10 protein-coding genes are annotated in these 14,601 nt (G+C 63.5%); 6 read left to right on the forward strand and 4 right to left on the reverse strand.

The features are described 5' to 3' along the window. Positions 1 to 129 precede the first annotated feature (129 nt). Positions 130 to 867, reverse strand: a complete 738-nt coding sequence (locus H7C19_RS30200; RefSeq protein ID WP_185672816.1) for a phytanoyl-CoA dioxygenase family protein — start codon at positions 865 to 867, stop codon at positions 130 to 132. A gap of 164 nt (positions 868 to 1,031) precedes the next feature. Here H7C19_RS30200 and H7C19_RS30205 point away from each other — a divergent pair, with 164 nt between their 5' ends. Both H7C19_RS30205 and fabV read left to right on the forward strand, forming a co-directional pair. Then, positions 1,032 to 1,904: a helix-turn-helix domain-containing protein gene (locus H7C19_RS30205; protein ID WP_185672817.1), complete on the forward strand. Its 873-nt coding sequence runs from the start codon at positions 1,032 to 1,034 to the stop codon at positions 1,902 to 1,904. Positions 1,905 to 2,023: 119 nt separating this feature from the next. Next, positions 2,024 to 3,214 carry an enoyl-ACP reductase FabV gene (gene fabV, locus H7C19_RS30210; RefSeq protein WP_185672818.1) on the forward strand — a complete coding sequence of 397 codons (1,191 nt, stop codon included), beginning with the start codon at positions 2,024 to 2,026 and terminating at the stop codon, positions 3,212 to 3,214. Positions 3,215 to 3,342: 128 nt separating this feature from the next. On the opposite strand, the gene H7C19_RS30215 is transcribed toward fabV, so the two are convergent. Together H7C19_RS30215 and H7C19_RS30220 are read right to left on the reverse strand one after the other, a co-directional pair. Beyond that, the gene (locus tag H7C19_RS30215) at positions 3,343 to 4,707 is read right to left on the reverse strand and encodes a discoidin domain-containing protein (RefSeq protein ID WP_185672819.1); all 1,365 of its coding nucleotides are present in this window, start codon (positions 4,705 to 4,707) and stop codon (positions 3,343 to 3,345) included. A 361-nt stretch (positions 4,708 to 5,068) separates the two neighbouring features. Continuing rightward, complete coding sequence (locus H7C19_RS30220; protein ID WP_185672820.1) at positions 5,069 to 7,951, reverse strand: family 78 glycoside hydrolase catalytic domain; 2,883 nt, start codon at positions 7,949 to 7,951, stop codon at positions 5,069 to 5,071. 127 nt (positions 7,952 to 8,078) lie between these two features. Between H7C19_RS30220 and H7C19_RS30225 the strand changes: the two genes are divergently transcribed. From H7C19_RS30225 to H7C19_RS30235, 3 genes are all read left to right on the forward strand, one after another. Then, positions 8,079 to 8,960: a helix-turn-helix domain-containing protein gene (locus tag H7C19_RS30225; protein WP_185672821.1), complete on the forward strand. Its 882-nt coding sequence runs from the start codon at positions 8,079 to 8,081 to the stop codon at positions 8,958 to 8,960. A 61-nt stretch (positions 8,961 to 9,021) separates the two neighbouring features. Next, entirely contained in the window at positions 9,022 to 9,918 is an 897-nt protein-coding gene (locus tag H7C19_RS30230; protein WP_185672822.1) for an AraC family transcriptional regulator, read from the forward strand. 93 nt (positions 9,919 to 10,011) lie between these two features. Beyond that, a complete protein-coding gene (locus H7C19_RS30235; protein WP_185672823.1) occupies positions 10,012 to 12,027 on the forward strand; it encodes an alpha-amylase family protein in 2,016 nt (671 codons plus the stop codon). 913 nt (positions 12,028 to 12,940) lie between these two features. Here the strand turns inward: H7C19_RS30235 and H7C19_RS30240 are convergent. After that, the gene (locus tag H7C19_RS30240; protein WP_221469563.1) at positions 12,941 to 14,035 is read right to left on the reverse strand and encodes an SGNH/GDSL hydrolase family protein; all 1,095 of its coding nucleotides are present in this window, start codon (positions 14,033 to 14,035) and stop codon (positions 12,941 to 12,943) included. Positions 14,036 to 14,184: 149 nt separating this feature from the next. Between H7C19_RS30240 and H7C19_RS30245 the strand changes: the two genes are divergently transcribed. Beyond that, the gene (locus tag H7C19_RS30245) at positions 14,185 to 14,343 is read left to right on the forward strand and encodes a hypothetical protein (protein ID WP_185672825.1); all 159 of its coding nucleotides are present in this window, start codon (positions 14,185 to 14,187) and stop codon (positions 14,341 to 14,343) included. The last annotated feature ends 258 nt before the right edge of the window (positions 14,344 to 14,601 follow it).

The raw sequence follows: 14,601 nt of genomic DNA on the forward strand, positions 1-14,601 counted from the left end.
TTCGCAGCTCCCTTCTCAATGTAGCGTTTACGCCTACCATGGTAGGATTTACGCCTGGCGGACCGCCGGCCGCGCCAAGACAAAGAAAGGACCGCCGGCGATAACCGGCAGTCCTCCCGAACGTACAAGTCATGCGTTGACGAATGCGCTCCCCGCGACGTTTTTGCCCCGCGCGAGCCAGACCTTGAAGCCCGGATTCTTCTCCGGGATGACCAGCGCTTCGGTCGAGAAGTACCGCATCGTGTACCCGCAGCGGCGGTAAGGACTCTTGTTGGCGGCGGCGCCGTGAATGATGCGGGAGTCGTGCAGCGAGCATTCGCCCGGCTCCAGCTCGAAGTACACGGCTTGGCTCTCGTCCACGTTCTTGATCTGCGTGGCGAACAGGTTCGTGCGGTTGTCGATATCCTCGTAGTCGGAGAAGCCGTTGTCGTGCGTGCCGGGAATGACGCGCATGCAGCCGTTCTCCTTCCAGCTGCGGTCGATGGCGAGCCAGACGGTGACGATCTTGTCGAAGGCGCTCAGCCGGCCGTTCCAATAGGCCGAGTCCTCGTGCCACGGCGTCGCGCGGCCCACGTAAGGGTCTTTGCAGATGAAGTGGCTCGACCACAGTCCGATATTCGGCCCGATGATCGGCTCGACCAGATCGAGCACCTCGTCGCTCAGCAAGTAATCGAGCAGGCGCTCGTCGCGGAAGTGCGGGGTGTCCAGCTCATCCGACAGCTTCGATCCTTTGAGCGCGAGCTGCTCTTCGAAGATGCCCGTCAGCGCGCTCATCTTCTCGGGACTGAACAGCGGCTTCTTGTGGAGCAGATAGCCTTGTTCGCGGTAATATTGCGTTTGTTCCGGCGTGAGTACGGGAGCGTTCATGGTCATTCATCCCTTCTGGCATAGGTGGATTGGTTATCTCTTGCCCTTATTGTAGATGCTCTTCCCTGCACGCGCTTCCATTCTATTCTGAAATAGTACGCTTATCTTCCGGTCTTCGCCGAAATGCGCTACAATCGCAGAAGAGCTTCCAAGGAGGTGCGCCCATGCCGACCGATCGGGGCTACCCGGATCGACTGACGATCGACCAATTCATGACCGACGCGTCCCATTGCCTGTTCCGCCAGACGCTGCACGGCCACGTCTCGCTGCATTGGCACGAATTCTACGAGCTCACCTTCGTCCTATCCGGCGAAGGCGTCAACACGGTCAACGGCAAGGACATCCCGGTGCGCGCGGGCACCTTATTCCTGCTCACGCCCGCGGACTTCCACGAGATCCGCCCGCTCCCCGGCCGGCAGCTCGAGATCTACAATCTCATCTACCGGGAAGAGTGCATGGACGCGGAGCTTCGCGGGCTGCTCCTGGCGCCGGATTGTCCCCGGCTCGCGGAGCTGGACGGAACGGCGTCTCCCGCGATCGCCGAAGCGTTCGCCCTGATCGAAGCCGAAGCGCGCGCGGCCGAGCCGGATGTCGGCTCGCGTCTCCTGTTCCGCGGCGCGCTCGACCGGATCCTGGTCGCGCTGTATCGGAACGCGCAGGACGGCGGAAGCTCCCGCGCGGAAGCCGGTATCCCCGACCGGCATCCCGTGAACATCCAGAACGCCCTGCTCTACATTCAGCATCACTTCCGGGAGCCGATCGCGCTGGAGGACGCCGCTCGCCAATCCGGCCTGTCCTCCCATTACTTCAGCGAGCGATTCCGCCTGACGACCGGCACGACGTTCCAGCAGTATCTGCTGAATCTGCGGCTGCAGTACGCGCGGGCGCTGCTGCGGGCGTCGGCGCTGCCGGTGTCCGAGATCTGCTTCGTCTCCGGGTTCAATACGCTCGCGCACTTCGAGAAGATGTTCAAGCGGCGCTACGGGCATCCGCCGAACGCGGGCCGGACGGGCCGATCGCCGCTGCCGCGCGGATAGCGGTTCCGCTTCCGAATTTTGCAAGCCTTCTTCCCTAACGGGGCCCAAATTAGGTACAATGAGAGAGGGTTGTCCGCAAGGGCGGCGCTACATTATTCATGGAAAAGGATAATTCGAATATGATCATTCAACCGAAAACGCGCGGCTTCATCTGCACGACCGCGCATCCGGACGGATGCGCCAGCCAAGTGCAGCGGCAAGTGGAATATGTCCAATCGCAACCGGCCATCGAAGGCCCCCGCAACGTGCTCGTCATCGGCGCGTCGACCGGCTACGGTCTCGCCTCGCGCGTCGTCGCCTCGTTCGCATCTAGCGCGAATACGATCGGCGTCTACTTCGACAAGGCCGCCGAAGGCGCGCGCACCGCTTCGGCCGGCTGGTACAACTCGGCGGCGTTCGAGCAGGCCGCCCGGGATGCCGGGCGCAAGTCGTTCAGCATCGTCGGCGACGCGTTCTCCGACGAGATCAAGACGAAGACGATCGGGCTGATCAAGCGCGAGTTCGGCGCCGTCGATCTCGTCGTGTACAGCGTGGCTTCGCCGCGCCGCACGCATCCGAAGACGGGCGAGACGTTCTCTTCGGTCATCAAGCCGCTCGGCGACACGTACTCGAACAAGACGGTCAACTTCCACACCGGCGAAGTGACGACCGCTTCGATCGAGCCCGCCACCGAGGACGAGGTTCGGCAGACGGTCGCCGTCATGGGCGGCGAAGACTGGCAGATGTGGATCGACGCGCTGCAGGATGCCGGCGCGTTGGCCGCGGGCGCCACGACGGTCGCCTACACGTACATCGGACCGGAGATTACGCACGCCGTCTACCGCGAAGGGACGATCGGACGCGCGAAGGAAGACCTCGAAGCGACGGGTCTGCGCCTGAACGAGCAGCTCTCCGCCACCGGCGGCCGCGCGTTCGTCTCCGTGAACAAGGCGCTCGTCACCCAGTCGAGCTCCGCGATCCCGGTCGTGCCGCTGTACATCTCCGTGCTCTACAAGGTGATGAAAGAGCGCGGGCTGCACGAGGGCTGCATCGAGCAGATGTACCGCCTCTTCTCCGAGCGCCTGTACGGCGCTTCGCCGGCCGCGGTCGACGAGAAGGGACGCATCCGGATCGACGATTGGGAGATGCGCCCGGAGATTCAAGCCGAAGTCGCGAGGCTGTGGGCGGAGCTGACGACGGAGAACGTCTATGAGCTGTCCGACCTCGAAGGGTACCGCCGCGAGTTCTTCCAGCTGTTCGGCTTCGAAACGAGCGGCATCGACTATGAAGCGGAGGCGAACCCGGACGTCGCCATCCCGAATCAGCAATAACCGCATCTAGACGCGCGAAGGGCGTGCCGGCAAGGTCTTGGTGACCTTGCCCGGCACGCCCTTTTTGACGGTTCGGAGCGAACGCGCGCACCGGACGGCTTTTGGCCCCACCGGCGCCGTCGCAGCCGCTACTTCTTGGCCGTCACGTCGTCGACGAACGTCACGCGGTCGGCCCGGTACTGTCGGACGGCCGCCTCCACCTGGGCGGGCGTCAGCGCCGCATCTTGCGCGTGATAGACCCAATCCACGTCCATGACGTACGACCGCTTCTTCGCCGTGTCCAGCAGTCCGTCCGGCAGGAACCAGAGGTTGAAGTGGATCGCCATGTCCTGCCTGGGATAATACTTGCCTCCGTGCGCGGAGAGCCGCTTGCCGTCCAGGTAGTAGACGATCTGCTTGTCCGCGACCGTCATGACCAGCTCATGCCAACCCGCATAGCTGCCAGGATGGTGGTCCTGGGCCGTATCCTGGCGCCAGGGCTCGTTGCGGTACGTATACCAGGACGTGTGCCAGAGCGCGGGCTTCGCGACGCCCCATCCGCCGTTCGGCAGCAGCTCGAAGTCCAGCTCGCTGTACTTCGGATCGTCGTCGCGCGCCATCGGGGAGATGGTGAAGAACGTCTGGACGATGCCGTCCCCGTCCGGTCCGGATACCGGGGCGTCGGTGAATCGTACCCGGGCGGCGTACGTGCCCTCCCGATACTTCGTCGCGGCCGTGAAGATCTCCGCTTGGCGCGTCCCCTTGCCCGTCCCGTCCGTGCTTGCCTGGAGCCGCGCCAGCCGGTTGCCCGCGTTCGCCGGATCGTTCACGAACGTCACCTGCTCCGGCGCCCACGACGTTCCCTTCGGCCCCGGTCCGCCCGCATAGCCGCGCAGCGTCCAGCCGTGCTGGCCGAGCTTCGCGTCCCGGGCGTCCGCGTAGCTGAAGTCGTCGAACATCGCCCGCTTCGCCTGCGGTCCGCCGCCCTCCGGCTTGCCCGAGCTCGCCGTGCCCCATACCTCGATCTCGACATAGTGATTGTATCGATTCGCGCTGCTCCCGCCCGCATAGAGCCGGACATAGCGGGCGCCGACGGTCGGGAAGCGCACGCGCATGCCCGCCTCCGTCTCCGCGTACTGCATGTCCTTCCCTTGACCGAAGCCCGCGCTGTTGTCCCGGTCGTTGTTGAATACGGTCGTCACGCCGCTCCGAAAGCTCGGGTCGTCGGATAGCTGCACGATGACGTCCCGATAGGTTCTTCCATCCGCAAAATAATGCCAGAACTTCACCTTGTTGACGTCGTAGCGCTTGCCCAAGTCGATCTGCACCCACTGCAGTCCGCTCGATACGCTCGCATAGCCGGCGCTGCTCTTCACGCCGTTCGTGAGGGCGCCGCCGCCAGCGAATCCCGCATAGCCCGACGTTGCAGGCTTGCCTGCCGCCAAGTTGACCAAGGGCTCCGCGTGCGCCTTCGGCCAGGACGCGACGCCCGTCAGCAGGAGGATCGCCGCCATCGTCCGCAGCGCTCCGGTCTTCCATTTGAATATCAGTTTCGATCATCCGCCTCTCTATCCGTCGTTGCATACGGCCGTCTACTGACCGCAACCGGCGCATCCGTCCCCCTCTCGTAAAATTTTCATATAGAATAGGCTATCCCTTCCGACTTTGTCAAACCGGTCTAGACGCCTAGGACCAGGGATTTCCCCGGCTCCGGATCGGTCTTTAGACATAGCGGGGGACGGAGGGGATGGGGATGGTTCCAAGAAATAAATTCCATATCCCGCTGCCGTCAAGAGTGGAGAGCGAACATGAAAAGCCCGCGCTGAATCGCCCCAGAGGCGGCCGCGCGGGCTTCTATCTTATGATTCTATCGCCTCAATCCCAGAGCCGCTCGAACGTCACGCGCTCGACGTCTCCTTCCATGCCTTCGGGCAGTCGAACGTCCACCCTGACGTCCGACGGCGCTTCGACGCGCAGGTTGAGCCGCCCTTCCTCCAGCCGCCATCGGACGGCGACGTGACCGCCTTCCGGCAGCGGAACGGCGCCTTCCGCCCACGTCAGGCCGCTCGGCTGAGGGGCGATCTCGACGGACTGCCAGCCCGCGTCCGACCGCTTGACGCCGAGGATGCTCGCACCGAGGAAGTAGCCCGGCGCCGCGGACCAGGCGTGGCAGTGGCTGCGCGTCAATTGGTTCGGATTGGCCCGGTTCTCGTCGAAGTTCGGGTACATCTCCCAGCACGTCGTCGCGCCGTGGTCCAGCATCAAGCCGTAGTGCTTGCGGATATCGTCCAGCAGATGCCGATGGTTGCCCGATTTCTCCAGCGCTTCGTAATAGAAGAACGACATGAACGGGCTGCCGATCTGGACGAACGCGGGCGGCGGCGAGAGGAGATAGTCCTCCATCGCGGAGCGGCGCTCCCCCTCGGCCACGTCGCACAAGTAAGCGACGACTTGGGTCTGCATGCTGAAGACGCTCGAACGGCGGCCGTCCGCGTGAATGCAATCCAGGTACGCGCTTCGCGCCTCGTCCCACAGCTTCGCGTTGATCGCCCGGGCCAATGCGTCCGCCCGTTCCTCGTAACGGGGCGCTTCTGCGTCTGCGCCGGCCGCTTGCGCCAGGCGCGCCGCCTGGCGCAGGGCTTTGACCAAGAACAGATTCTGGTGCGTCACGATGCCGTCGCCCGGCTGGTCGATCGGCGCCCAGTCCAGCAGATTCCACCCTCGGATGAAGAGCAGGCCCGAATCGTCCAGATGCTGCAGATAATGGTCCAGCGTATGGCGGACCGCCGGCCAGATCGACCGCGCGAACGCCCGGTCGCCGGTGTGCGCCGCGTATTCCTCGCAGGCAATGATCCAGAAGAACGTCCAGTTCGGGATGACGCTGCTCCAGGCGCTCGGTACCTGATCCACGTAGAGCGGCGTCATGTCGGCCGAGCCCGGCACGAGATTCAGGCAGCGCTTCACGATGTCGGTCGCGCCGAAAACGTAATAGTTGACCAGCGCTTCGTTGCGGCTGTCGCCCACCCAGAAGACCTGTTCGTAGGCGGGACAGTCCACGAAGGTGTCCTCCATGCAGAGCCGGGTCGTATGCTTGCTCATCTCCCAGATCTCGTTCAGCTGGGCGTCCGAGCAGCGGAATCGGCCGATCTCCGCGACCGGGTACGTGCTCTGGTTCAAGTAGACTTCGTGCAGCTTCACCCGCTCCGTCTCGCCCCGGATCGTCAGGATGAGATAGCGGAATCCGCGCCGGACCGGCGACAGATAGCGCTGCCTGCCCGCCCGGCAGACGTACCGGAACGTATTGTCGAGTCCGTAGGTATGCTGAATATATTCGTCGCGCACGTATTCGACCCCGTAACCGTCCACGATCGTGCCGGCCGGCGCTTCGATCTCGAAGCCGACGAAGCCCGATCGCTCCCGTCCCAGATCGATGACGAGCTCGACGTCTCCGTCCGCGAACCCCGGCAGCGCCGCCGGTTCCGGCACGGGGAGCACGGCGTTCTGGAGCGAGAGCGGCACCGACCGGCGCTCCGCGACCGTCCGCCAGACGCTGGCGCCGAAGACGTCGTCCTCCGTGTACATCGAAGGATCCACCGGGCGGATCCACGACCGGTAGGCCGCGAGCTCCGCCGACGACGCGCAAGTCCGGAGCGACTCATAGTCGGGATGATCCTTGCGCATCTCGCGGTGGCCCGGCCGATGGTCGATCCACTCGGAATGATCGAACGGACCGACGGTGACGAACGGCGCCGCCGTCTCTCCCGCCTCTCCGATCGGGGCGCGGAGCGCGAACGGCACGTCGCCGTCCACGCCGATATGGAAGCTCCCGCCGTGATCGCCGACCGTGACGTCGACGAGCACGAGATGCCCGCCCGCGCTTAGCTTCAGATCGTAGTAGCGCTCCGGCTGCTCCCCGCGCCACGTCTCGTACGGCACGCCGTCGACCAGCAGTCGGTTCATCCGGCCGCCCGGAAATCCGATCGTCACGTCCCCGTCCCGTTCCAGTACCAGTTCCGTCGCCAAGTAACCGCAGTAGGCAATCGGATTGGCATGATTCGCACTCTCCGGCACCATCTGGTTGCGCAGGTCCAGCGCGGCGACGAACGCGGGCGCCTGGACCCGGTGCAGCGACATCACGGATGCCGGGTAGAACTTCTCCTCCGTCAGGAAAGGAATATCCCGCGGCACGAGCGTAAGCCAGGGCGCCGTCCCCGCCGCTCCGATCGTTCGCGCCTTCGCCCAATGGCCGTCGTCGAAGCCGGGTTCGATCCACCGATCGTCTCCGGCGCGCGCATCGATGACTTCGGCGAACCCTTGCTGGCAGGCCATGCGAGGCGACCCCGCCTGCTGTCCGCCCAGCCGCTCCGTCGTCCACTCGCCGTCCGTCGCGGCCAGCACCCGTCCGTTCGCCTCCGCTTCGGCCAGCAGCCCGCCGCGTCCCCGAATATAATAGAAGTTGGAGACGCCGAAGTGCAGGACGAGCGCCGCGATCGTATTCGCCCCGCCCGGCCGCAGCAGATGTCCGATCTCGTAGGTATCGTAGAATTGCTCCTTCGGCCAGGACCTCACCGGCCCGCGGCCGACCTGCGTCCCGTTGACGTACAGCACGTATCTCGAATCCGCGCTGATATGCAGACGCGCGGATCGATCGACGTCCGCCGGGACGTCGAACGCGCGCCGGAAGCACCGCCATTCGTTCCGCGGACTGTCTTCCGCGCCGCCCCAGATCCAGGAAGCCTGCCAATCTCTGCTGGTCATCTCGCTCCACCTTTGTTCGCTATGGATTTGATATCTCTCTCATTCTACCCCTTCCATATCGTTAGAAAAGGGTTGATCCTGCCAATATGGAGGGGTATGCTGACAATAGAGAGGAGGCCTTCATCGGATGATCAAGCGCTCGGTCGAGGTGACCCCCGCCCGCCTGTTTCTCGGCGAGGAGCTGCCCTTCTATATCAACCAAGTGTCGGAGTCGTATTCGCTGCAGCTTCATACGCACGAATTCACGGAGATCTGCTACGTCTTCGAGGGCCACGGCTTTCACTATATCGGAGACGAGACGCTGTCCGTGACGCAGGGCGATCTGTTCGTCCTGCCGCTCGGGGCCTCCCACGTCTTCCGCCCCCGTTCGACAGACCGAAGATACCCGCTGGTGGTGTACAACTTCCTCTTCGACGCCGAGCGGATGGCGGACGCGCTGCGGGGCTTTCCGGGACTGGACGGCCTGGGGGCGGCGATGCGCCAGCTCGATCTCCTCCCTGCCGGCGACCGGCCGGAGTGGCGACGGCTGAGGGACGCGTCAGGCATCTTCCGGACGTTCTTCGCGGGCGCCTACCTGGAGTTCCTCGGCCGCCGGACCGGGTTCGTCCCGCGGATCTACGCCTCGTTCATCGTGCTCCTGACGGAACTGGAGCGGCAGCTTGCCGCCACGGAGACGGGCGGCGCTTCACAGCCGTCGCCCGGCGCGCTGGCGGTCGCGCTCGACTTCATTCACGGCGCCGCCGGCTCCTCCGTCACCGCCGCCCAAGCCGCCGCGGCGGCACAGCTGAGCGAACGCCAGCTGCACCGGTTGTTTCCGAAGGCCACCGGTTTTACTTTTACCCAGTACGTGCAGAACCTGCGCATCGAACGCGGCTGCGAGCTGCTGCGGTCGACGCGGATGACGGTGCAGCAGGTCGCCGAAGCCGTCGGCTACCAGGACAAGGGCTACTTCACGGACCTGTTCAAGAAAAAAACCGGGCTGACGCCCCGCGCGTACCGCCAGCGCTGAGGCCGATACATTCCCGCGCCCGCGTTGCCCCATCTTCCGCCGAAGGAGCGAAGCAGCGTCCATGAACCCTCCCATTCAACGCATCCGCCTGTCGGACGCGATTCCCCGGGTCTACCGGGCCGATTATTATCCTTTTCGCGCCCAGGAGCGGATCGGTCCGCGCCTGTCGCTCGTTCATACCTTTCTCTACGTCTATCAAGGCAGCGGCACGCTGACGATCGGCGGCACCCCTTACCCCTGCGCCGGCGAAGACCTGTTCTACATCCCGCCGGGCGTCGCCCACCGGTTCCGTTCGGCGTCGCCGCCGATGGTGCACGCTTCCGTCTATTTCGACTGGCTGCCGTCTCTCCCGCGCGAAGGCGACATGACGCTGTTCCGCTTCGGCGACCAGCCCTTCCCGCTCGCGGAATGCTCGCCCCGCATCCGGTTCGAGGACGGACCCGAGCTCCCCGAGCGCATCCGCGCGCCCAAGCGAAGCAAGTGGATGCAGGCCTACCTAACCGTCATCGACGAGATGGAGAATCCTCGGCCGGAGGGAGAGCTGCTGCGGCGCGCCTGGTTCGAGCTGTTCGTCGCCGGACTCGCCCAGCAGCTCCGCCGCAATCCCGCGCCCGCCGGCGACCGCAGGATGCGCGCCGTCGTCCGCCTGATCGAGGAACACCCGGACCGCCCTTTTTCCGTCGCGGACTTGGCTGCGCGGTTCGAGATGAGTCCCTCCTATTTTCACCGCCTGTTCGCGGAGGAGACGGGGATGAGCCCGAACGCATACGCAACGCTCCGCAAGCTCGACCTCGCCAAGAAACGGCTCCGGGAGACGAACGACACCGTGACCGCGGTCTCGGATTCGCTCGGCTTCGGCTCGCTCCACTACTTCTCCCGCGTATTCGCCAAGCACTTCGGCGAATCGCCGGCCGCCTACCGCCGGCGGGCCCGGGAAGGCTACCGCCAAGAAGAGTAGAGAATCGTGCAACCCTGCCACGATCGTACAAATACAGGCGCGCGCCGGCTTGCTACAATGGGGGCATTCCTCACCCCAAAGGAGCGTGCCCCGATGCGCGATTTCGATCCGATCCGTTTCAGACAAGTACATCTCGACTTCCACACTTCCGAACATATCGAAGGCGTCGGCGCCGATTTCGCGGAGGACGACTTCATCGGCAGCCTGCGCCGGGCGAACGTCGACACCGTGAACGTCTTCGCCATGTGCCATCACGGCTGGAGCTACTTCGACACCCGGGTCGGCGCGCCTCATCCACACCTGGCGACCAATCTGCTTCCCCGCATGCTGGACGCGTGCAAGCGCCACGACATCGAAGCCCCGGTCTATATCACCGTCGGCTTCAACGAGCGCTCCGCCCGCGAGCATCCCGAATGGGTCGCGGTCGCTCCGGCCGGCATGGGCCGCTACGGCCCCCCTTCGGACGACCCGGCGGCGCCCCGGACCACCGGCTTCGACGGCTGGCACATGATGTGTCTCAATACGCCTTATCTGGACTACATCGTGGACTACACCCGCGAGGTGATCGAGCGATTCGATCCGGTCGGCATCTTCTACGATATCGTGGGCGAATACCCGTGCGCTTGCGAATACTGCCTCCGCAGCTTGGCCGAGATGGGGCTCGAAGCAGGGAATCACGAGCATCATCGCCGGTTGGCTCAGCAGGTGTACCTCCGCTACCTGCAGCGCACTTCCGAGCTGATCTGGTCGCTGAACCCGAAGACGCGGCTGTACCACAATTGCTGTACGGAACGGATGGGGGACAAGTCCGCCTATCCCTACTACTCGCACTACGATATCGAATCGCTGCCGAGCGGCGGATGGGGTTACGATTACTTCACGAGCATGGCGCGGTACATCCGCAACCTGGACTTCCGTTATCTGGGCATGACGGGCAAATTCCACAAGTCGTGGGGAGAGTTCGGCGGCTTCAAGAGCGCGACGGCGCTGAAGTTCGAATGCGAGCAGATGCTCGCCTTCGGCGCCCGGATCTGTATCGGCGACCAGCTTCATCCGAGCGGTCGGATGGACGCCTCTACGTATGCGGCGATCGGGGAAGCGTTCGAAGGCATCGCGGACAAGGAACCCTGGTGCGCCGATACCGCGGCCGTGGCGGATATCGCCATCCTGTCCGCAGCGGCCTGGACAGGTTCCGGCGAAGTCCGGGACAGCGACATGGGCGCCTATATGATGCTGGAGGAGAGTCATCAGCTGTTCGATATCATTGACGATAGCATGGACTTCTCCAAGTACCGCGTGCTGATTCTGCCGGATGCCATCCGGGTGAACGACGCGCTGAGGCGCAAGCTGGAAGACTATCTCGGCGCGGGGGGCAAGATCATGCTCAGCGCGGAGAGCGGGCTGCGGCAGGACGAGGAGACGTTCGCGCTGGACGTCGGCGCCGATTACCTGGGCCGCTCCGAATGGGAGATCGACTACACCCAGGCGGCCGAGGACTTGGCAGGCGAAGGCGGGCTCGTCGCGTCGCCGTTCCTGAACTACGAGCCCGGCCGGCGGATCGAACCCCGATCGGCGGACGCGGAAATCTGGGCGAGCACCTGGCGACCGTACTTCAACCGCACGAACGGGCACTTCTGCTCCCATCTTCACGCGCCCGCCGCGGAACCGACGGGGCACCCCGCCGTCATTCGGCACGGGAACGCGGTCTACTTCGCGCAGCCGTTGTTCCGCGCCTACCGGAAGCACGGCGTCCGGCTCTACCGCGACTTGTTCCTGGCCTGTCTCCGGCGGCTGCTGCCGAACCCGACGCTCCTCACCGACCTGCCGTCCGCCGGCAAGGCGAACCTGACGCGTCTGCCCGGTCCGAACGGCGACGCCTACGTGCTGCATCTGCTGTATGCCGTCCCGATCCTGCGCGGCGATACGCAGGTGATCGAGGACATTCCGACGCTGCGCGACGTATCGGTGCGGGTGAAGTTGGACCGGGCGGTCCGGGAAGTGCGCATGCTGCCCGATCTGGCCCTCGTGCCCCATCACGTAGACGAAGCGGGCTACGCTTCCGTGTCGGTGGACGTGACCGGGCATCGCATGATCCAGTTCATCGTGTAGGCATGCGAAAAAAAGGGACTGTCTCCGAAGGCCGATTAGGCCCGTAGGGACAGTCCCTTGATGCGTTTTCGCCAGCGTCACGTCCAAATTTGGATCATTGCCGCTCCAACCCGCCAACCGCCCATGTAGGTAAAATATTTCCGCACATTCGCCACTTCAGCTTGCCGACCGCCCATGTAGGTAAATGATTTCCGCACATTCACCGCTCAGCTTGCCGACCGCCCATGTAGGTAAATGATTTCCGCACATTCGCCGCTTCAACTCGCCGACCGCCAATGTGGGTAAATGATTTCCTCACATTCACGGCTCCAGCTCGGCGACTGCCCATGTAGGTAAATGATTTCCGCACATTCGCCGCTTCAACTCGCCGACCGCCAATGTGGGTAAATGATTTCCTCACATTCGCCGCTCAAACTCGCCAACCGCCCCTGTCGTACCCAGTACGTCACTTTGCGTATCTTCGCTGCTTCTGGGTCAAAGTGTCGTACCCAGTACGTCACTTTGCGTAATTTCGCCGCTTCTGGGCCGAAGTGTCGTACCCAGTACGTCACTTTGCGAGTCTTCGCCGCTTCTGGGTCAAAGTGTCGTACCCAGTACGTCACTTTGCGAGTCTTCGCCGCTTCCGGGCCAAAGTGTCGTACCCAGTACGTCACTTTGCGTAATTTCGCTGCTTCTGGGCCAAAGTGTCGTACCCAGTACGTCACTTTGCGAATCTTCGCTGCTTCTGGGTCAAAGTGTCGTACCCAGTACGTCACTTTGCGCTTCTTCGCCGCTTCTAGGCCGAAGTGTCGTACCCAGTACGTCACTTTGCGTATCTGCCTATTCGCTATATCTGGGCCCTGTAAACAAATCCCACGACCCTTTTCGTACAGCACTCATGCGGCGCCGCGCAACGACTCCTTCGCCGCGACGATCAAAGGATGCCGATGAAGGCCAGGTCGAACCGCGTTCCCGCGCAGTCCGGCGCGTTGCCGTGGATGACCTCCAACTCCACTTCATGCCGGCCTTCAGGCAAGTCTTCGGTAAGCGTCTCCATCTTGAGCCACCCGTGCGGCCCGCACCATTCGGGCCGTTCCCGGACGCTGCTCACCCATTCGCCGCCGTCGATCCGATAACGGTATTCGGCGGACAGCTTGCCGAAGTCGAATCCCAGCGCCAAGCCGCGGCCTTCGAAGGCAAAGCGCAGCTTCGCGCCTATGGCGGACGTGGAGAGCGCTCTGTCGATCCAGTGCAGCGTCACCCATCGACGGATCGACCACGGCCCTTCGGTTCGCACTTCCTCGAAAGGTACGAACCGGGCATGCTGCCAATGATTCTCGTGCAGCGCTGCTGGCAATGGGCGCTCGGCCGCTTCGGCAACCGAATCCGCCCGTAGCGCTTCCTCCAGAAATCCGATGATGCTCTGGCCGTAGCTCAAGCTGCCGCGCTCGGTCGGATGCAGGCCGTCCGGCAGCCATTCCTCCCAACGCAGGCGGCCCAGCTTCACTTCCTCCAGCGCGTGCTTGCCCATCCAGACGGAGCTCAGACCATAATGCTCGCCCAGCGTCTCGAATTCCGCGATGCTGTCCGGCACGCCGTCCGCCATCATGGCCTCGTACATCGGTTGGTTGTACGTATAGACCAGTACGACGTCGCGCCGGCCATCGGCGAGCAATTGCCGCAGCAAGCCTTCCCGCGTCCGGTTGCGCCGATTCGTCGGCGTGCCGTAGTCGTTCACGGCGAACTCGACGAACACGAGGTCGCACCCCGTATCGATCAAATCCCGCTGGGCACGGAAGGCGGCGAGGTCGCTCCCCGTAGCACCGATACCTGCATTCTCGACGGAGAGTCGCACGTCCGGATAACTCTCCACGAGCCAGCGGTTCACCGGCTCCGGCCAATTGTGTCCCGGACGGGCATCCGTGATCGATCCGCCGATAAAACCGACGGTGAGCGCTCCTTCTTTCAGCTTTCGAATCGTATTCGCAAGAGTGCCTCGGATATGTACGATGTCTGCGCGGTGGTTCATCATGCCGTTTAGACCTCCATGATCTCGTATCATTGCCCTCTCATTCTATCAACTTGCGGCCGGTGCGAAAACCCGGCAAAACGCACACCTCGTTCAATTTTCCGCAATGCGGGTAATAGAACTTATCACAACATGACGGAGGGATACTCATGGTACTGATTATCGGCATTCTCGCCATCGTCGTCGCTATTATTCTATGGATCGCCAAAGTGGCCACCGAGGTCGTCTTCTCCTTCGGCGGCATAGGAGCCTTCGTGCTCATCATCGGTCTGATCCTGCTGACGCGCGGACGGAGAAGCGCGGTCTAACGGCGCTGCGAAACAAAAAAGCGCAAGCGTGCAGCATCATAATGCAGCAGAGACTCATCAAGCGCAAGCAAACGCTAGAAGGAGCGTCCCCGCGGGGCCGCTCCTTCTGTCATGCACGGGCGATTCGCTTCATTTGTCACCGGGCAGGCTAAGAGGGGAGAAACGGGAAGGCCGTCTCTCGCTCTACACAAGCCTCCGAATCCCCGCGATAGTCGATTTTCCCAGCTATCTCGCTCTGCACAAGCCTCCTAAACCCCG

It is taken from the genome of Cohnella nanjingensis (assembly GCF_014212125.1).
GTDB lineage: Bacteria > Bacillota > Bacilli > Paenibacillales > Paenibacillaceae > Cohnella > Cohnella nanjingensis.